The organism is Bacillus paranthracis (genome assembly GCF_024296885.1).
Classification (GTDB): domain Bacteria; phylum Bacillota; class Bacilli; order Bacillales; family Bacillaceae_G; genus Bacillus_A; species Bacillus_A paranthracis.
The window spans coordinates 3,139,001-3,158,752 of sequence record NZ_CP101135.1 but is presented as its reverse complement, the minus strand read 5'-3'; the positions used below and the strand labels follow the sequence as shown (position 1 = coordinate 3,158,752).

The 19,752-nt window shown below is 34.9% G+C and carries 21 protein-coding genes; 17 read left to right on the top strand and 4 right to left on the bottom strand.

What is annotated here, in order from left to right; translation table 11 throughout:
* The first annotated feature begins 89 nt into the window (after positions 1 to 89).
* The 5 genes from sigI to NLJ82_RS16170 all read left to right on the top strand — a co-directional run bounded on the left by sigI (position 90) and on the right by NLJ82_RS16170 (position 7,308).
* Positions 90 to 812 (top strand): RNA polymerase sigma factor SigI, encoded by a 723-nt coding sequence (gene sigI, locus NLJ82_RS16190; protein WP_013246469.1) that lies wholly within the window; start codon positions 90 to 92, stop codon positions 810 to 812.
* Complete coding sequence (rsgI, locus tag NLJ82_RS16185; protein WP_254754519.1) at positions 802 to 2,172, top strand: anti-sigma-I factor RsgI; 1,371 nt, start codon at positions 802 to 804, stop codon at positions 2,170 to 2,172. Before sigI ends, rsgI begins: the two co-directional genes overlap by 11 nt.
* A 177-nt stretch (positions 2,173 to 2,349) precedes the next feature.
* Positions 2,350 to 5,697 (top strand): trifunctional glycoside hydrolase family 18/polysaccharide deacetylase/glycosyltransferase family 2 protein, encoded by a 3,348-nt coding sequence (locus NLJ82_RS16180; RefSeq protein ID WP_000414326.1) that lies wholly within the window; start codon positions 2,350 to 2,352, stop codon positions 5,695 to 5,697.
* A 229-nt stretch (positions 5,698 to 5,926) separates the two neighbouring features.
* Complete coding sequence (locus NLJ82_RS16175) at positions 5,927 to 6,202, top strand: ArsR/SmtB family transcription factor (RefSeq protein ID WP_000662957.1); 276 nt, start codon at positions 5,927 to 5,929, stop codon at positions 6,200 to 6,202.
* Between the two features lie 305 nt (positions 6,203 to 6,507).
* On the top strand, positions 6,508 to 7,308 hold the full coding sequence (locus NLJ82_RS16170; protein WP_000418468.1) for a hypothetical protein: 801 nt from the start codon (positions 6,508 to 6,510) through the stop codon (positions 7,306 to 7,308).
* Between the two features lie 193 nt (positions 7,309 to 7,501).
* On the opposite strand, the gene NLJ82_RS16165 is transcribed toward NLJ82_RS16170, so the two are convergent.
* Positions 7,502 to 7,825, bottom strand: coding sequence for a winged helix-turn-helix transcriptional regulator (locus tag NLJ82_RS16165; RefSeq protein ID WP_000554057.1), 324 nt, complete (start codon positions 7,823 to 7,825; stop codon positions 7,502 to 7,504).
* 124 nt (positions 7,826 to 7,949) lie between these two features.
* On the opposite strand from NLJ82_RS16165, the gene NLJ82_RS16160 reads away from it, so the two are divergent.
* The 7 genes from NLJ82_RS16160 to NLJ82_RS16130 all read left to right on the top strand — a co-directional run bounded on the left by NLJ82_RS16160 (position 7,950) and on the right by NLJ82_RS16130 (position 13,968).
* A complete protein-coding gene (locus tag NLJ82_RS16160; protein WP_002170196.1) occupies positions 7,950 to 8,483 on the top strand; it encodes an NAD(P)H-dependent oxidoreductase in 534 nt (177 codons plus the stop codon).
* Between the two features lie 143 nt (positions 8,484 to 8,626).
* Positions 8,627 to 10,120, top strand: a complete 1,494-nt coding sequence (locus NLJ82_RS16155; RefSeq protein WP_079994074.1) for a class I adenylate-forming enzyme family protein — start codon at positions 8,627 to 8,629, stop codon at positions 10,118 to 10,120.
* 166 nt (positions 10,121 to 10,286) lie between these two features.
* The gene (locus NLJ82_RS16150; RefSeq protein WP_000985516.1) at positions 10,287 to 10,835 is read left to right on the top strand and encodes a GNAT family N-acetyltransferase; all 549 of its coding nucleotides are present in this window, start codon (positions 10,287 to 10,289) and stop codon (positions 10,833 to 10,835) included.
* 181 nt (positions 10,836 to 11,016) lie between these two features.
* A complete protein-coding gene (locus tag NLJ82_RS16145; RefSeq protein WP_000775369.1) occupies positions 11,017 to 11,580 on the top strand; it encodes a GNAT family N-acetyltransferase in 564 nt (187 codons plus the stop codon).
* Complete coding sequence (locus NLJ82_RS16140; protein ID WP_001264498.1) at positions 11,577 to 12,281, top strand: SDR family NAD(P)-dependent oxidoreductase; 705 nt, start codon at positions 11,577 to 11,579, stop codon at positions 12,279 to 12,281. The genes NLJ82_RS16145 and NLJ82_RS16140 overlap by 4 nt, the downstream gene beginning before the upstream one ends.
* Positions 12,278 to 13,057 carry a GNAT family N-acetyltransferase gene (locus NLJ82_RS16135; RefSeq protein WP_000638671.1) on the top strand — a complete coding sequence of 260 codons (780 nt, stop codon included), beginning with the start codon at positions 12,278 to 12,280 and terminating at the stop codon, positions 13,055 to 13,057. Before NLJ82_RS16140 ends, NLJ82_RS16135 begins: the two co-directional genes overlap by 4 nt.
* A gap of 11 nt (positions 13,058 to 13,068) precedes the next feature.
* On the top strand, positions 13,069 to 13,968 hold the full coding sequence (locus NLJ82_RS16130; RefSeq protein WP_000849362.1) for a PhzF family phenazine biosynthesis isomerase: 900 nt from the start codon (positions 13,069 to 13,071) through the stop codon (positions 13,966 to 13,968).
* 179 nt (positions 13,969 to 14,147) lie between these two features.
* Here the strand turns inward: NLJ82_RS16130 and NLJ82_RS16125 are convergent, their stop codons facing one another.
* Positions 14,148 to 14,357, bottom strand: coding sequence for a hypothetical protein (locus NLJ82_RS16125; RefSeq protein ID WP_000801653.1), 210 nt, complete (start codon positions 14,355 to 14,357; stop codon positions 14,148 to 14,150).
* Between the two features lie 175 nt (positions 14,358 to 14,532).
* On the opposite strand from NLJ82_RS16125, the gene NLJ82_RS16120 reads away from it, so the two are divergent.
* From NLJ82_RS16120 to NLJ82_RS16105, 4 genes are read left to right on the top strand one after another with little or no spacing between them, the layout of a single operon-like run.
* Positions 14,533 to 15,372, top strand: a complete 840-nt coding sequence (locus tag NLJ82_RS16120; protein WP_041185226.1) for an aminoglycoside phosphotransferase family protein — start codon at positions 14,533 to 14,535, stop codon at positions 15,370 to 15,372.
* Between the two features lie 27 nt (positions 15,373 to 15,399).
* Positions 15,400 to 15,957, top strand: a complete 558-nt coding sequence (locus NLJ82_RS16115) for a DUF7010 family protein (RefSeq protein WP_001102934.1) — start codon at positions 15,400 to 15,402, stop codon at positions 15,955 to 15,957.
* 25 nt (positions 15,958 to 15,982) lie between these two features.
* Positions 15,983 to 16,810 carry an MBL fold metallo-hydrolase gene (locus tag NLJ82_RS16110; RefSeq protein ID WP_001997879.1) on the top strand — a complete coding sequence of 276 codons (828 nt, stop codon included), beginning with the start codon at positions 15,983 to 15,985 and terminating at the stop codon, positions 16,808 to 16,810.
* 16 nt (positions 16,811 to 16,826) lie between these two features.
* A complete protein-coding gene (locus NLJ82_RS16105) occupies positions 16,827 to 17,393 on the top strand; it encodes an SGNH/GDSL hydrolase family protein (protein ID WP_000855195.1) in 567 nt (188 codons plus the stop codon).
* Between the two features lie 44 nt (positions 17,394 to 17,437).
* Here the strand turns inward: NLJ82_RS16105 and NLJ82_RS16100 are convergent, their stop codons facing one another.
* Both NLJ82_RS16100 and NLJ82_RS16095 read right to left on the bottom strand, forming a co-directional pair.
* Positions 17,438 to 17,854: an SRPBCC family protein gene (locus NLJ82_RS16100; RefSeq protein WP_000951517.1), complete on the bottom strand. Its 417-nt coding sequence runs from the start codon at positions 17,852 to 17,854 to the stop codon at positions 17,438 to 17,440.
* A gap of 78 nt (positions 17,855 to 17,932) precedes the next feature.
* Positions 17,933 to 18,943 (bottom strand): aldo/keto reductase, encoded by a 1,011-nt coding sequence (locus NLJ82_RS16095; RefSeq protein ID WP_000040519.1) that lies wholly within the window; start codon positions 18,941 to 18,943, stop codon positions 17,933 to 17,935.
* A gap of 412 nt (positions 18,944 to 19,355) precedes the next feature.
* Here NLJ82_RS16095 and NLJ82_RS16090 point away from each other — a divergent pair, with 412 nt between their 5' ends.
* Positions 19,356 to 19,697, top strand: a complete 342-nt coding sequence (locus NLJ82_RS16090; RefSeq protein WP_000860838.1) for a winged helix-turn-helix transcriptional regulator — start codon at positions 19,356 to 19,358, stop codon at positions 19,695 to 19,697.
* The last annotated feature ends 55 nt before the right edge of the window (positions 19,698 to 19,752 follow it).

The window sequence follows — 19,752 nt, the reverse complement described above, 5'->3', positions numbered from 1 at the left end:
AAGACAAGCCTAAAGAAAATGTGGTTGAATGGTCACTTGTTTAGTGACCATTTTTCTATTTCAAGCAGAAGGAGGGAGAGAGATTACCCGTGTTGAGTTTAGTAATGAAGATCTTAAGAAAACCGAAAATAGAAGATATCGTATGTAACATACAAAATAATGAAGAAGATAAAGAAGCTTTTATCGTACAGTATCAGCCGTTTATTAGAAAATCAATCTCGTCTGTCTGCCGCCGATATATTACAGAACAGGATGATGAATATAGTATTGGATTGTTTGCGTTTAACGAAGCAATTGAACAGTATTCTTATAAAAAAGGGAAATCTTTTCTAGCGTTTGCTGATCTTCTTATAAAAAGAGATGTAATTGACTATATACGCAAGGAGTCTAAGCATAACCTTGTCTTTTTAAAAGAAGATGAGCAAGAGGAAATGTTAGAAATGCAAGTATCGCTTACGGAGTATATGAAGGAAATAGAAAATGGTAACCGTAAGGAAGAAATTCTCCATTTTCAAAGTGTGTTAGCTGAGTTTAAAATCACATTTTCAGAGCTTGCTAAAGAATCTCCTAAGCATCGTGATACGCGTGAACACTTAATAGAAATTGTAAAGATGATTATAAAAGAAGAGGAAATGATGGAGGAGCTGTTCCGGAAGAAAAAGTTACCGCTTAAACATATTGAACCGCGTGTTAGGGTAAGTCGTAAAACGTTGGAACGGCATAGAAAATATATCATTGCAATGTGTATTATCTTCGCAAACAACTATACATACATTCTTGATTATATAAGGGGAGGGAAGCATGATGAATAAAGGAATTGTGATGGATATAAAAAAACATAGCGTAGTTGTTTTAACGCCAAATGGAGAGTTTATTACGTGTAAAAGAAAAGGGGATTCTTGCATGATTGGAGAGGAAATTTCATTTGATGAGCAAGAACAAAAAGCATCGCGTTTTTCAATCCCTTATTTCTTAAAGCCGGCATCCTTACTTGTTGCTTGTTTTCTATGTGCGCTGTTATTTTTCTACAACCAACCGGAAGAAAAAGTATTCGCTTACGTCTCAGTTGATATAAATCCAAGTTTAGAAGTGAGCGTAACGAAGGATCTTCGCGTTATAGATTTACAAGCTTGTAATGATGATGGAAGACGTATTTTAAAAGAATTAAAGCAATGGGAAAATAAACAATTGCAAGAAGTAATACGTACAATTATAAAGCAGAGTCAAGAGGATAAGTATTTAACGAATGATAAGCAAGTTATGCTAACCGCTATTGCAAAGGATAAGTTGCTAGAACCGAAGTTGGAAAAGGTAATGAAAGAATTAAAGAAAGAATATGAGCTAAAACATATTACAGTCGAATATCAAAATAGCACGATGCAAGTACGAGAGAATGCTAGAAAAGCTGGAATAGGCACAGGTGTCTATATAAAGCAAGAGAATGAGAAGAACAAATCGGTTACGCCGCCCGCCACGCCGTCTAATCCGGTGGAAAACGAAGAAGAGAGGCAATCGCAGCCGGATTCATCTCCTGATGTAGCGCCAGATTTGTCTTCTGTAAAAGACAAAAAATATGAGAAGCCAGAGCATAAAGAACAAAAGAAAATAGAGGAACAGCCAACGAAGCAAATAAAAGAAAACAATGGTAGAGGATCTCAGCAAGAAAATAGAGGGAATAAGCAGGAGAATAACGGTAGGGAATCCCAACAAGGAAATAATGGGAATCAGCAAGGAAACAACGGTCGAGAATCCCAACAAGGGAATAATGGAAATCAGCAAGGAAATAACGGAAGAGGATCGCAAGGGAATAATGGGCACCAGCAAGAGAACAATGGAAGAGGATCGCAAGGGAATAATGGGAATCAGCAAGGAAATAACGGGAGAGGGTCCCAAGGAAATAATGGGAATCAGCAAGGAAACAACGGAAGAGGGTCCCAAGGAAATAATGGGCACCAGCAAGGAAACAACGGAAGAGTACCCCAAGGAAATAATGGGAATCAACAAGGTGACAATGGTAGGGGATCTCAACAAGGAAATAATGGGAACCAGCAAGGTGACAATGGAAGAGGATCCCAAAAAGAAAATGTTGGGAACGAGCAAGGAAATAATGGTAGGGGATCTCAACAAGAGAATAGAGGCCACCAGCAAGGGAATGAAAAGAAGAATCAATAGAAATATAGAAGTGGGAGATTCATTTTAAAGTGAAAAGGAGTTATCTCACTATTGCGGGCAGTAAAACTCCCATCTCAAAATTTGGCTAGGGTAAAGAAGTTAGGTGGGAGTTGGGCTGCTTAAAGTTGCACTTTATTATTCTATCGTTCTATTAAGAAGGAGTATGTGAAAAATATAATGGAGAAAAACATTCAACAAGAGAAAGATAAAGTAAAACCTGTTTTTTATGATCCGAAAGGAAGAAGAAACATAGCTTTTATTTCGTTTCTATGTATTTCAATAGTTAGCGTAAGTATTGTATTTTATTTTTTCTTTCAAAGTATTTTTTCAACACCAGAAATTCCAAATATGAATACCGCTGTACAACAAGATAATAAACTTGTACCAATTAATCAAAAACTTAGTGATCAGCAGTTAAAGAAGGAAGAGTTTAAACCAAATACCGAAACGAAGGATAATAAAAATTTGGTGAATTCGCCGAAGGATAGTAAACAACGTAAAGAAGTGTATGGTTTTTATGTAAACTGGGATGAAAATAGTACCGCTTCTTTAAAAGAAAATATCGATTCATTAACCACGCTAGTACCAGAGTGGTATCATTTAAAAGCAGATTTAACGATTAGAAGTGAGATAAAACCTGAGATAGTAAAGTTAGCAGAAAAAAATCAAGTGAAAATTATGCCTTTACTAACTAACTATACTGAGGAAGCTTCTGGTCCGGATAGTGGGCTAATTCATAAGTTGCTGAATTCCTCAAATGATGTAAAGACAAAGTTTATAAATGATTTAGTAAAGCAAGTTGAAAAGAATCGATTTGCGGGTATTAATATTGACTTTGAGGCCGTACCTGAAAGTGATAGAGAAAACTTAACAAATTTTATGAAAGAACTTACTACGGTCTTTCATAAACATGATTTGCTCGTTACACAAGATGTTCCAGCTAATGATAAGGCTTTTGATTATAGTGCGTTAGCAAAAATAATAGATCGAATGATTGTAATGATGTACGATGAGCACTATGGAGCAGGAGAGCCAGGACCAATTGCTTCAAATAAATGGTTTCAACACACATTGAAAGAACTGAATATTCCGTCTAATAAACTTATAGTTGCTTTCGGTAACTATGGATATGATTGGAAAGTAAATAGTAAGGAACCGGCGAAATCTTTAACTTTTTCAGAAGTTATGGTAATGGCTCATAATTCAGATATGAATATTCAATGGGATAAGATGAGTGGAAGTCCTTATTTTAGATATAAAACAGGAGATAAAGAACATACTGCTTGGTTCTTAGACGGCGTTACTCTCTATAATCAAGTGAAAATCGCAATGGACAACAAAGCAAAGGGGTTTGCGTTATGGAGATTAGGAGCAGAAGATCCTACAATATGGAAAGTTTTAAAAAATCCGATTGAGGCACAAAAAAATCCTGATGTATTACATAAAATCACTAGTTTAGATGAAGTGAATTATTCTGGACAAGGTGAAATTTTACAGATTGAGAATGAAAAGCAAAATGGATTGAGAGATTTTAAAGTAGGTAAAGATGGTTATCTTACAGATGAAGTATATCAATCCTTACCATCTGCATACGAAGTGCAACGATATGGAAAACCGAAAGGGAAACAAGTAGTACTAACATTTGATGATGGACCAGACCCGAAATATACGCCGGAAATCTTAGATATATTAAAAGAGAATAAGATCAAAGCTGCTTTTTTTGTACTTGGTGAAAACGCACAACTAAATACTAGTATTGTGAAAAGAATATACGATGAAGGGCATGAAATTGGCAATCATACTTTCAAGCATCCTAACGTAGCTGATACGTCTTTACTACGAACAAAAGTAGAACTTAATACGACGCAACGTCTGATCCAGGAAATAACTGGGCATTCTACAGTTTTGTTTAGGCCACCATACGAAGCGGATGCTAACCCGGATTCCTCAAATGAAATATTGCCTATTTTACGGGCACAAAATATGAACTATACAATGGTAGCAGAAAAAGTGGATCCTGAGGACTGGGCAACACCATCAACAAATGAATTAGTAAAGCGTGCTCTTAATCCCGTTTATAAGGGAGAGGGAAATATTATTCTTCTCCATGATGCGGGAGGGAATCGTACCCATACGGTAGAGGCGTTGCCGATCATTATTAAAGACTTAAAAAAGCATGGATATAGTTTTGTAACAATTTCAGATTTAATGAATAAAGAACGTGATGAAATTATGCCTCCTGTTTCTTCTGAGGGGAAGCAATATTTACTTTACAATAAAGCTGTCTTTTCAGGGGCGGGATACTTTAAACATATATTAACAACTATTTTTTATATCGCTATTGGATTAGGGATTTTTCGATTCTTATTCTTAATTTATTTTGCATGGAAGCAGAAAAGAAAAACGCTACCTCACACTATTCATTCGTCCTATCAACCTTTTGTTAGTGTTGTCATAGCAGCATATAATGAAGAAAAGGTGATAGCTAAGACGATTCGCTCAATTTTGGATAGTAAGTATGGAGAATTTGAAGTTATTGTTGTGGATGACGGATCGACAGATGGTACGTCAAAAGTAATGCAAGAAACATTTTATAAACACTCTAAAGTTCGTTTCATTCAGAAAGAAAACGGCGGGAAATCATCGGCAATGAACTTAGGGTTTCAACAATCGCGAGGAGAGATTATTGTCACTTTAGATGCGGATACTATTATTGCGCAAGACGCCATTTCTCTCATGGTTAGACACTTTGAAGATCAAAATGTAGCAGCAGTTTCAGGTAATGTTAAAGTGGGGAATAGACGAAACTTGTTAACTACTTGGCAACATGTTGAATATATAACAGGATTTAATTTAGAACGTAGAGCTTTTGATGAATTAAATTGTATTACAGTAGTTCCAGGGGCTATTGGGGCGTGGCGTAAGAAGAATGTAGTTGAATCGGGATATTTAAGCGAAGATACATTAGCAGAAGATACAGATCTTACTATTACATTTTTACGTCAAGGACATAGAATTGTATATGAAGAAAAAGCGTATGCTTTTACGGAGTCACCTGAAGATGTGAAAAGTCTCATTAAACAGCGATATCGTTGGTCATATGGTACACTCCAATGTCTTTGGAAACATCGAAAAGCGTTATGTAATTCAAAGCATAAAACGTTAGGATTTATTGCATTGCCTAACATGTGGTTATTCCAATATGTTTTGCAATTCATTGCTCCTTTTGCAGATATATTAATGATTATGGGGTTATTTAGTAGTGATCCGCTAAAAGTTTTAGGATTTTATTTTGTATTCTTTTTAATGGATCTTCTCGCATCTCTATTTGCATTTAAATTAGAGGAAGAGAATCCGAAACCATTAGTATGGTTAATTTTACAACGCTTTATTTATCGTCAATTTATGACTTATGTTGTCGTTAAATCTATATTCTCATCGATTCGAGGAGTAGCGGTAGGTTGGAATAAGCTAAAGAGAATAGGAAGTGTAAAACATTCCACGGAACATAAGGAGGCATCTTAAGAGAGCAGGTTATCTGCTCTCTTTTTTATTAATTTTAGTGAGCTGAGTGTAGAGTACATACATCTGTATCTATAAGAGTTCTAATAGTGAGACATTATGTGAAGATACTCCTTTAGTTTCGAGAAAAAGTTTTTTTATATTTTTTTAAAATGACGGACATAAAATTGTATATACCTTCGAATTATATATATGGATAACATAAATATGTATATAAAAGGGGAGCAATAAGATGAAAGAACAAAAAGAAATGTTTGAAGAAATCTCTGAAGTACTAAAGGTATTGGCGCATCCTGTTCGTTTATCATTAGTAAAAATAATGCTTGCAAAAGGTCCTACTAATGTAACAACAATGTATGGGGATTTGGAAATGCCTCAAAGTACAATTAGTCAACATTTATCTAAACTAAAGGCTGCTAAAATGGTTACAGGTACTCGGAAAGGATTAGAAATTTATTATGAAGTAACTGACAATCGCACAAAATCAATATTAGCATGTTTAGTTTAAATGCTGACTTCTATTTCAAAATAAGAAACGCTATTCTTTTCTATGATTTTACAGAGAGAATAGCGTTTTTTATTTTTAAGGAGTATCTTTTTATTAGCTTGATGGTGATATGGTATTATCTCTAAAATAAAAAAATATTGATTTCGCTTTTATTCTTTCTCAGGAGTTTGAGCTCAAAAGGCCGACTATCACTTTGTTTCCAATGCAGTGGACAGTGGAAGAACTTATATTTTTGAATAGAGGGAATTATATGTTTTTGATATATTAATAGTTAGGAACCACAAATAAGGGGTGAAGATATAGAAATGGAATTATTTGATTACTATAAACGAAAAGGAAAGTTGAAACTGTTAATTGGGACGGGTATTTTTATTCTTGCTTTATGCGCTGTATATGAAGATTGGGGACATATTAATTGGGGGCAGTTTATCTTTTTTGTTATCGCTGCTTCTATCTTTTTTGGGATTGGATTTTGGCAGTTAAGAAAAGGAAAGTTGATACAAAAGAATATGATAAAAAGTAATGCAACATTTTGGGATGTTGATACTTTGGTTGTATTAGAATTACCAAAACGAAACAAGCAATTTGGTCTATATCATCCTGATGGTAAGTATATAGCAGGAACAAAGATGGTTTCATCAAATATTCTTTTTTCAGTAATACCCTTTTTACATAATAAAGATGTTTACGGATTAGAAACGAGTAGCGGGGAAATTCTAGCTTATTTTCATACTGAAGTGGACGGATATGATTGGGTAGTCTATGATTCAAATTATAATCAGATTGGTATGTTTAAAGAAAAAATGATACAAGGATTTACTATGATACGAGGTACTTTGATGACAGATAAAGCCACAAAATTGTCAGATGTAGAAGTTGAGTTTGATTTTATTCAAAGTACTCTCCGTACAATAGATGGACGTACATTAGTAATTGGTAAGCAGGGATATATGCCTATAGAATGGAGTGAAAGGTTTATGGGTTTAAATGTACCTACTATTACCTTAGGTTCTAATGCGTCTAATAACGAAAAAATTCTCGGTTTAGGTGTGCTCCTTTATAGTTTACGTACAATTGAGATTAGAAAAAGTCGGGCAAGTGTTTAATGAGGTAGAAGTAGTGTTTATATGCGAAATTGTATAGAAATCTCATTTTTCTAATTATATCTTTTTAGATTGATGGATGTGGGGTCACGTCCATCAATCTAAGAAAACAAGTTAGCCCAAAAACGATAAAAATAAAATTTATAAAAACACAAAATATAAACATTGAGGATTAAACAAAGTATATAGTGCCTTTTTAGTCATGTAATCTTTTGAGCTGATGATCTTTTCCCCATTCAAATAGTTCATTCATAATTTGCATTAAAGATTTCCCGTATTCGCTTATTGTGTACTCAACCTTTGGTGGTACTTCTTGATATACAGTACGATGGATAATCCCATCAGCTTCAAGTTGCCGAAGTTGTTGAGTCAGAACTTTTTGCGTAATGTTTGGGATTTCTCGTCGGATTTCATTTGTTCGCATTTTTCCATCCATCAAAACACATAAAATATGAACTTTCCATTTTCCACCGATTACATCGAGCGTCGTTGCAATTGGACAGTTATCATTTTGATGCATATAACACCTCCAAAGGTACCTCAAGGTTCCTATAGCACCTGAAAGTACGTACTTTTCAATTATATGTAATGCATTCATACTAATATGTAAAGGATTGATTCATTTATAAAGGGGATGGAAAATGATGAGAACACTTGTAATTGTAGCACACCCTCATATTGAAAAATCAAAAATTAATAAAAGATGGATAGAAGAACTTGAGAAACATTCAGATGAAATTACGGTGCATGAATTATATAAAGTGGCACCAAACTGGGAGTTTAATATTGAAGAAGAGCAAAAGTTATTAGTAGAACATGACAGATATATATTCCAATTTCCGCTTTACTGGTACAGCACACCGCCATTATTAAAAAAATGGTTTGATGATGTATTAACATATGGATTTGCATACGGATCAAAAGGGGATAAAGTGAAGGGAAAAGAGTTTGGTGTAGCAGTTTCTATAGGTGGATTAGAAAAAGATTATGAAAATAGCGGAATTACGATGGATGAGTTGACGAAACCATTCCAAGCTACATGCTTATATACAGACATGAAATTTATACCTTCATTTTATTTATATGGTGCCGAATATAAATTAAGTGATGAAGAGATTGATAAAAGTGCACCTGAGTATGTGCAATATGTAATGAACAAGAAGTATTCTAATATATAAGAGGAAATAGCCATTTACTTGTGAAGTAAATGGCTATTTTATATTCTTGTTATATTCACTAAGTGTAATCTTTAGTAAATTAATAGTTAATCTGGTAAAATAAAAAACCTAACATATATAAAGGGGAGTTTTACTTGAGAACGATGCAAAAATTATTACAAAAAAGAGCAATGCAATCACCAAATTTGGAAGCGCTTGTAGGCGGAGGGAAAAGATATTCGTTTCAGCAATATAATGAACGAGTAAATCAGCTTGCACATTATTTATTACATAATGGTGTGCAAAGAGGAGATCGTATAGGAATACTATGCAAAAATAATCACCCATTTCCAAGCGTTATGATGGCAAGTTTAAAAATTGGAGCGGTATGTATTCCGCTAAATCATCAGCTTACTGTATATGAATTAGAAACGATTGTAAAAGAAGCGAAATTAAAAGTGTTAGTTATTGATGAAGAATTTAGTGAAGTGTTATTAAATGTTGATGCTGTTAAAGAAATTCCTTATGTAATTCAAACGACAAAAGAAGGCTTTGGTTCATTTGAATTAGAGTTGCAAAAACAGCCAATGACAGAACCGAACGTAGAAGTTCATGAAGAAGACGATGCCATTTATTTATTTACTTCAGGAACGACTGGACAGGCAAAAGCATGTGTAATTGGTCATAAAAACTTACATCATTATTTTGATGAGATTGCAGGACAAAGAGAAATTCCAGCAGGTGAACGCTTTTTATCCGTGCATCCATTATTTCATATGAGTGGCGTGCTTTCTATTTTAAATTGTATTTATCATGGTGTTACGATGATCTTCTTAGCTGATTCGAATCCTACTCTTATTTGGGATAAGATTGAAGAAGAGAAAATTACTACGATGCTTGCATTCCCAGCTGTTTATAGCTATATGCTTGATGAACTAAATAAAAAAGAACGTAACATCTCTACTTTTAAAGTAGCACAAAGCGGTGGAACAAAAGTGCCAGAAACACTCATCCAAAAATATATGGAAAAAGGAATCTATATGGTGCAAGGCTATGGTAGTACAGAAGGTTGGGTTGTAACATCATGGCATCCAATGATGGGAAAAGAAAAGATGTCTTCTGTTGGAAAAGCCTTGAAAAATGTAGAGGTGAAAATTGTTCATCCAGAAACAGGACATGAACTTAAAGCAAATGAAGTTGGAGAGATTCATGTAAGAAGTCCATACATGTTTAAAGGGTATTGGAATAATGAAAAGGCGACAAAGAAGGTAGTAAAAGATAATTGGTTTAACATGGGCGATGCTGGCATGATAGATGATGACGGATTCTTGCATATTATGGGAAGATATAAAGACGTTATTATACGCGGTGGTGACAATGTATATCCAGACCAAGTAGAAGATGTTATTCATGAAATACATGGTGTTTTAGAAGTGGCAGTAGTTGGAGTTCCAGATGAATTTTGGGGAGAGGTTCCAAGAGCTTACATTGTGAAGGATGGCGAAACAACAGTAACAGAAGAAAGTATTATTCAGTATTGTAAGGAGAAGTTAGCAAGTTACAAAATTCCAGAAGTGGTATTCGTAGAAGAATTACCGAAAAACGCTTTAGGGAAAGTGTTGAAGAGAGAATTAAGAGAAAATGTACTTGTAAAATAAAAAACGATTAGGTAATGAGGAATCCAGTTATGTATAAAGCATAACTGGATTTTTTGTTTATGATTCTGTTGGTTGATATTGTAAATATTTAAAACCTTTTATGTTTTTTTAGTGTAATATTGAAAATAAAGGGAGCTAACTAATTTCAGTACTAGGGGGAGAAACTATGGCTATAAAATTAGAAACTGAGCATTTATGTATAGAACCTTTTACTAATGATGACGTGTTTAGAATTAAAGAGTTAGCTAATGATAAGGAATTAGCTAATATTCTTGGGCTTCCACACCCATATAAATTAGAGTTCGCGCAAGATTGGGTTGATATGCAACCAGAACTTATAAGGAAAGGAATTGAATACCCTTTAGGAATTGTCTCTAAAGAATCAAGAGAAATTGTAGGTACAATTACACTAAGAATTGACAAGGGTAACAATAGAGGTGAACTTGGTTATTGGATTGGTAAGAATTATTGGGGAAAGGGTTTTGCAACTGAGGCTGTAAACAGAATAATTCAATTTGGTTTTATCGAATTAGGTTTAAATAGAATTTGGGCATCTGCCATTTCTAGAAACCGATCATCAATTAAAGTATTAGAGAAGTCGGGCTTACGTAAAGAAGGCACATTGAGAAAAAATAGACTTTTATTAAATACATATGAAGATGTTGATGTGTATGGAATATTAAAGACAGAATACAAAGGTTTAAATTACAGATAAGATTGAGAGTATGATGACAAAAGGAAACCCTTCAGAACAGGGTTTCCTTTTGTATTTCTCAAAAATCAATATTGTAGTTTAACAGGTCATTGTTTATCAAAAACATAATAATTTACTAGATTTTGTATTTTGTGTAAGATAATAAAGAATATTCAAATATTAATTAAGGGAAGAGATGTAAATGAAGCTACCGCTATTACAGGTAGAGACAGAGAGATTGATGATCCGTCCGTTCCAAAATGATGATTATGAAAGTTGGTTAGATGGATTTCATAAGAGGTTACCATCGCAGTATAAATATGACGATGGTTATCAAGTTATGGCATCATCAACGAAAGAATGGTTCACGGAATGGATTAGAGGCTTTGATGAAGCAGCACATCGAGATGAGATGTACGTATTAGGTATTTTTCGTAAAGAAGACGGAGCTAATATTGGTAAGCTAGAGCTGATTAAAATTTTACGTATGGACTATCAATGGGCGATGATGGGATATTCCATACATAATCAATACTGGAAAAACGGATATGGCATGGAAAGTGTGAAAGCTGCAGTATCGTTATTTTTTAATCGTCTTCATTTTCATAGAATCGAATTACATATACATGTTGGTAATGAACCATCCGTTCGTCTTGCGGAAAGAGCCGGTTTTTCTTTTGAATGCAAGAGAGAGGCGTTTTCATTAGAGAATGGTAAGTGGATGGATTTTCTTATTTATTTTAAAAATAAGGAGATGAATATATGAGAGTTCTAATTACAGGTGGAAATCGCGGATTAGGGTTACAGTTAGTAAAAGTGTTTCATGAAAATGGACATATCGTTTATCCGTTAGTTAGAACTGAGGTTGCGTTAACACAATTGAAGAAAATGTTTAGTTGCAGATGTTTTCCTATATTGGCAGACTTATCGATTGATGAGAGTACGGAGCAAATGAAAAACCAGCTTGAGGAATATACAGAGTATATTGATCTAGTTATAAATAACGCAGGAATTACTGGAAAGGAGACTGAGGTTTTACATACAAATTCAGAAGAGTTAACGGACTTATTTAATATTCATTGCTTAGGTGTAATTCGAGCTGTAAAAGGTACATATGTGGCTTTAGCTAAATCGGATCATCCGAGAATCATAAATGTGTCCTCTCGGTTAGGTTCATTGCATAAAATGGCGAATAAAGAGTTTCCGCAAGGCCATTTCTCATATTCATATCGAATTGCTAAAGCTGCACAAAATATGCTAACACTCTGCTTACAACAAGAGTTTGAGAATAAAGGAATAAGTGTAACTGCCATTCATCCTGGAAAATTAAAGACTGAAATTGGTGCTTTTGATGCGAATATGATTCCGGCTGAAGGAGCAAAAAATATATATGATTGGATAATAGATTCAAATGAGGATGTTTCAGGGCAGTTTATTGAGCCAGGTGTAGGTGAATTAAAGTGGTGATATACGATCTTGCAATCATTCAGAATCTGTTTGGCCCTTCTAAAAAAGTATTAAATGGCTTACCACATGCAGTGACAATTGAAGAAATAGAAGAAGACGTTTTGTATAACGTACAAACATATAAAGAAAAGATAAGTAGATTTGAAGAGGTTTGTTTTAATTGGGAGTTAAAAAGAGCGAGTATTGTATTAAACAAAAGGTTTAGTAGTCATAACTCAAGCGCAAAAGTGTTACTTGATGCCGGTTTTTCTTTGTATGCCGCAAAGATAGAAGTATGTAGAGAATTGAACAATGTAGAAGAGCTTGAAAGACAATATACATATCGATCAATAGCAGAAGGAACGTTATCGGAAAAAGATTTTAAATATATTTGGGAACAATGTATGTCGGGTTCAGGGAATCAAACTTCAATTTTAACTATCGATGAACATTTTTATTCTGTACAAACAGAGTTAGGTAAGGGTTGGGAAAAGTCATGTATTGTTTTTTATGATAAAAATGAGCAGCCGATTGGTATGTCCATACCGCATATAGAAACTAGAACAGAAAGTGAAGGACGATTATTTTATTTTGGGGTAATGCCTTATTATCGTGGGAAAGGAATTGCTTCCCGGCTGCATCTTCAATCTTTACATATGTTAAAGGAAATAGGGGCTACTTATTACATCGGAAGCACACATACTTCAAATGAAAAGATGCAGAGCATATTTTGGAGAAATAATTGTTCGTTGAAAACGGAGATAGAGCTTTATTATAAAATTTTTAAAGAAGGTTAGGAGAAAAGAAAATGAAGACTATAAACGTATTTCATTATGACGCATTTACGAATAAACCGAATATGGGTAATCCAGCAGGTATTGTATTAGAGGCAGATGGATTAACAGAAGAGGAAATGCAGCGTATTGCTGAAAAAGTTGGATATAACGAAACAACTTTTGTTCTTTCCTCAGAAGTAGCAGATATAAGAATGCGTTATTTTACACCTGGTTATGAAATGGATTTATGTGGTCATGGGACAGTTGGAACTATATACGCCTTACGTGAAAGAGGTTTATTAGAAGAGAAAACAAATATTACGATTGAAACGAAGGCAGGGATTTTACCGATACAAATAGATGTAAATGAAAAGGAAGGAACCTTTATTAAAATGAGGCAGGCAGCACCTCAGTTTAAAGAATTTACAGGTTCAAAAGAAGAATTAGCTCATAGTATCGGTTTAGAAGTAAATGATTTAGATGTAAGTTTACCGATTGTATATGGAAGTACGGGGAACTGGACTGTAATTGTACCGATTAAAAATCTAGATGCGTGTGAGAGAATGAAGCCTAACAATGAGATGTTTCCATCAGTATTAAAAGAAATACCTAACGCTTCTATTCACCCAATTTGTCTAGAAACTTATGATGAATTAGCACAAATGCATGGGCGTCATTTCTCATCGGCTTATGCTGGAACGATAGAAGATCCAGTGACAGGAACAGCTTCAGGTGTAATGGGGGCGTATTATGCGATGTATTTGGAAAAAGATTTTGACCATGAAATGGAGTTAATTGTTGAACAAGGACAGGAAATACATAAAGATGGTCGTGTAACGGTGTATGTAACGAAAGTTGAAGGGAATGCGAATTTACAAATTGATATTGCTGGAACAGCGGTGTATGTGAAAGAATTTGAAGTTTCAATATAAAGTGAAACTTTAATCAGTGGGTGGGGCATCCCCACTGATTATTAGTTGAACCAATCGGGCTTTTACGGGCAGTTGATCCCCCACCTAACTTCTTTGCTTCCGTTGAATTTTGAGGTGAGGGTCTTACTGCCCGTTAATGCGGGATAAAAAAGAAAGCCCGGCATACATCCGGACTTTCATTATCTGTTCAATACTTCAATATACGAAGCATCTCCAGTTGTTCTTAAAGCAGAGCGAAAATTGTTATTTTCTAGCGTTTTAGCGACTTGTTGTAACTGCTGTGCATCATCATGATGGATAAGCAAGCTGTCAGCACCGCTTTCCTCTATATGAATGTGTTCGACATTTCCGATGGCATCATGTACAGCTTTTAAAAATTCAGGTTTCATATTGTCCTCCTATATGTATGTAACGTTGTTGTTAGTATTTCCTTATTTTTGAAATGTAAAAATGAATGAATTTTTGTTATATTATGATTTTGGAAGGGGTTTCCTATTCGTGTGTCAAATGATAGTAAAGTTGTCTTTTGAATTGAGGGAATCTTGGGAATTGAAGGGTGAGGGAATGGACATTTCAATAATTGCTGCACAACTAGTTAAGGAGAACGTGATTTCACATTATCCAAATAGCATAAAAGTGTTGAACGGAGGAACGACAAGTACAGTATATTTGTTGGACGGAAAATATGTTGTAAAGCTGAATGAAGCGGAAGTAATACGGGAAGAAGCTCATTTTCTTTCTTTTTATGAGGGGAATACTTTGTTTTCAAAGCTTTTGTATAAGGAACCTTTCCATGCGTATATTGTGTATTCTTTTCTTGAAGGTAGTACTTCTTGCGAACAAGGGCATAAACGAAGTACGCTTCGTACACTTGTAAAAGAAGTTATTAATAAGTATGAAATAGTTTCAGATGTAGATGTCTGGGGACGGAAAGAAAGTCCAGTTCAATCTTGGAATGAATTTTTAACGACAAATGTGGTGGAAGCTCATAAAAATGTAAGACCGTACATGAGTGATGAAGAGTATAGAAAAGTTCTTAAGTTAGCGAATAGGGATGCTGGAATAAATCAGCCATTTTTATTACATGGTGATCTTGGATTTCATAATTTTATATTTCAAGGAAATATGCTACATGGTGTAATTGATCCCCTACCAGTGTTAGGAGATCCTATATACGATTTAATTTATGCATTCTGTTCAACCCCGGAAGATGTAACGAAAGAAACGATTGATTATGCGATGAAACAATGTGTATTTCATAAAAAAGAACGTGATTTATATGAAGAAATAGTTATAGGATTATATTTGCGTATAGATACGTGTTTAAGACATCACCCGAAAGATTTAGAAGATTATTTAGTAGCTTGGCGTTATTGGATGGACGAGGTTGAGGTGACTTTATAGTACAAATATGTTTGGGGAGATGGTGAAATGAATGTTTCAGAAGCGAAAAAGGATTTAGCAATCAAAACGAAGCGAGGATTACCGATTATATTAGCTGGTGTTTTATTTTGGATAGTTATGAGTATAATGGGCTTTGTTCTTTCTGAAAAACAAGTGGTGTGGGTATATTTAATCGGTATGGGATGTGTGTTTCCTTTTGGATTAATGATAGCTGCTATATTGAAAATTGATATGTTTGCGAAAGGAAACCCGTTAGGGATTTTGGCAGGATTAATTGGTGGGATAAATGTATTGAATATTCCGCTTGTATTACTTGCCTATTTTCAATTTCCAGAATGGTTACCTTTTGTAGTAGCGATGTTAATAGGTGTTCATTTTATCCCGTACGTATGGATTTATGAAAGCAAAAGTTATGGTTTATTATCCGTAGGGACTGTATTCGTAACGTCAGTTTGCGGGATTCTTTTTGCAGAAAAAGGATTTACTGTCATTCCATTATCCGTTACAGGTGTTTATTTACTTACTTTTATCAGTTTATTAATTGAAAATAAAAAAGCAGATCATTATCAACAAAAATCAGCTTAATAAAAATAGAGGGATAGGGGAAATTATGATGAAAAATTTCGTTTGTACAACGTGTGGCGTGCAGTATGCAGCGGGTGTAGAAGAACCAGTGAGTTGTCATATTTGTGATGAAGAGAGACAATATGTGAATCCGAAAGGGCAGTCTTGGACGACGCTAGAAAGCTTACAAACAAGTGATACATATAAAAATGAAATAATCGAAGAGGAAAATGGGCTTTTTAGTATTACAACAAAACCAGGATTTGCGATTGGTCAAACGGCATATGTAGTGAAAACAGAATCATATCGTTTACTATGGGACTGTATTACTTATTTAGATGAAACGACAATTGCGAAAATAAAAGAGCTTGGTGGACTAGATGCAATTGCCTTGTCTCATCCTCATTATTATTCAACACAAGTAGAATGGGCAGAGACATTTGATGTACCGATTTATATACACGAAGATGATAAAGAGTGGGTGATGCGCCCGAGTAGTCGTATTATTTATTGGTCTGGTGAGTCTTTACAATTAGCGGATGGATTGGTTATTCATCGTTTAGGTGGTCATTTTAAAGGTGGATCTGTCTTACATTGGGAAGAAGGTAATGATGGGAAAGGAATTTTGTTAACAGGTGATATTATTCAAGTTGTAGCGGATGAACGATGGGTAAGCTTTATGTACAGCTATCCAAACTTAATTCCATTACCAGCGAGAAAAGTGGAAGAAATGGTGAATCGAGTGAAGCCGTTACAGTTTAATCGTTTATACAACGCTTTTCATCGAGTAGTAAAAGAGAATGCAATTGAGGCAGTGGAACGTTCTGCTGAAAGATATATTAAGGCGGTAGAAGGAAAGTTGTTTCATACGTAAAAGGAGAGTTAGTTTTATGAAAACGTTAGTATGCTTTGGGGATAGTATTACAGCTGATGAAATGTTTTTCAATGGAACACCGAGGTTAACACCACGTTTGCGAGAGATGTTTCCGAATTGGAACGTAGTGAATGCAGGTGTTCCAGGTGATAATACGTTTGATGCGTTAAAAAGGATTAAAGAAGATGTATTATCACATAAACCAGATTTCGTAACAGTTTTTCTTGGTACAAATGATGCAGTCTCTTTTTCGCAAGGGTCATTACAAGCATACAAAGAAAATTTAGAGAAGATTGTGAACCATATTTCTTCAGGTAAAGTACTGCTTATTAGTCCTGCCCCAGTTGATGAAGAAAGACAGCATAATAGAACAAATGAAGTACTCGGTCAGTATGCAGACGTGGTAGAGGAAGTGGCGAAAGAAACAGGAAGCTATTTTCTAAATTTGTATGCTGAAATGATTCAAGAACGGAATTATAAAAGGTTTGTAGAAAATGATGAAAGAGATGGGCTACACTTTGGACCAGAAGGCTATGAGTATGTAGCGAAGTTAATTGGTGAAAAGTTAAAAGGGATTTTATAAAAAAGCAAAGCGATATCGCTTTGCTTTTCATTGTTTTTAATAGCTCAATCTAGAAATGCTTGTTGCAATGCTTTCAGTCCATCACTGTAAATACTATGAAAAAGGTTTATTGCCTCTTCATCACTAACTTCAACAGGAGTGAACGTACCAGACCACTCTACTACCGATGTGTTACTTTCAGTACCTTCTTTCACCTGGATTGTAGATAGATAATTAGTGACTGGGAATGGTGCATTCATGATTGAATACGTGTAGTATCGTTCTTTCTCATTGAATACTTCTAATCGTTCTATAATCGTGTCACCATCTGGATTAGCTAGGTGACGTACACGACCGCCTTCCGTTAATTTACTGTTAGGTATATAAGGTAACCAGTCTGGAAGGGAGTTGAAACCTCCGATTAATTGCCATACTTGTTCAGGTGAACCGAAAATTTCCATAGATGTAGTAGTATGTGCCATGTTCATTACGCTCCTTTTCATCCCGGTATTTGCGGGTAAATAATCAGCGGGGATTGCCCCACTGATTAAGGTTTCAATTTATTTTACGTTGATTGGTAGTGGTGCATTAGGTGCTACTAGTTTTTGTTCGCGCATTTCTTCCCAGAATGCTGCTGGAATTACTGTATTTAAGGCGGTTTGGTCTTCTACAATTCGTTCCGGTTTACTTGCACCAGGAACAACGGCAGCAACTGCTGGATTCGCTAGTGAAAATTGTAATGCAGCAGCTTTGATACTGATTTCGTGACGATCTGCAAGAGCTTTGATTTTCTCAACTTTTGCAATGATTTCTGGTGATGCTTTTTGATATTCGAAGTGAGCACCTCCAGCAAGAATACCTGAGCTATATGGGCCACCAACAACAATATCCATATTATGCTTAACAGCCGCAGGCATTACTCGTTGTAATGCACGCTCGTGGTCTAGTAATGAATAACGACCAGCTAGTAAGGATATATTTGGCTGCGCTTCTTCTAAATCAAGCATCAGTTCAATTGATTCTACTTTGTTTACTCCAAGTCCCCAGCCTTTAATAACGCCTTCTTCACGTAAACGTGTTAGTGCACGGAATGCTCCTGTTCGAGCTGTTTCAAATTGTGAAATCCACTCATCACCATAAAAGTCTTGTGCTAAATCATGAATGAAAACAAAGTCTAGACGATCTGTTTTTAAACGTTTCAAACTTTGCTCGATAGAACGAAGTGTTGCATCTGCACTATAGTCATTGATCATTTTATTTTTGCGGCCAAATTCGAAAAGTCCGCCTTTTTCACCTAAATCACGTGCAGATGGATCTTCTAGTTCATCTGAAATCGTTCGACCGACTTTTGTGCTTAAAAAGTAATCATCACGATTTCTTTTTGATAGTGCTTCGCCAAGACGAATTTCTGCTAAACCAGATCCATAAAGTGGAGCTGTATCAAAGTAACGAACGCCATTATCCCAAGCAGCATCCACTGTAGCGATTGCTTCTTCTTCTGGAATATTACGGTACATATTTCCTAGTGGTGCTGTACCAAAACCAATTTTTTCTTTTAGTAATTTACTCATTATTAATATCCTCCTAAAATGTATTTAAAAATTAATTCATCATTGTGAATGGATGTGAAAATGAAAATATGTCATTTCATCGTCGGACAAAATGTATGATAAAAATACTCACTTTAAAGTACCGGGACAAAAATGTAATTTCTAATACTGCATGACTCACTCAACTCTTACAAATGCTATTATGAAATGTATTTTACATAATGAAAAGTACGTACTTTAAAGTGATATAGATACTAGAAAGTAATACAGGTACTTTTTAGTGCCGTACTACTCATCTGCTGTTTACGTATGCTATTATGAAACATGTTTAATAGGATAAAAAGTACGTACTTTAAGGTGCTATAGATACTTAAAAGTAATATTTAAATCTTTAGCTTACTTGCCTTATCACATTATTAAAGGAGATTTTTATATGAAAACATACAATATTCCTGTAGAGGCGACTTTACAGGTTATCGGTGGGAAGTGGAAAGTAGTGATCCTTTGTCATTTAAAGAAAGATAAAAAGAGAACGTGCGAATTAAAACAATTAATGTCTGGTATTACACAAAAGATGTTAACGCAACAATTACGTGAATTAGAAGAAGATGGTGTAATCGAGAGAAAAGTGTATAACCAAGTGCCGCCAAAAGTAGAGTATTCGTTAACGGAATACGGTCATTCTTTAGATGCTATACTCGATTCTCTTTGTAACTGGGGAGAACATCATCTTGAAAAGAATGGTAACACGTCTATGCTCATTACAGCAGAATAAACAAGAAAAAAACGAACGAGAATACGTTCGTTTTTCTTTTTGTATATAGGAATAT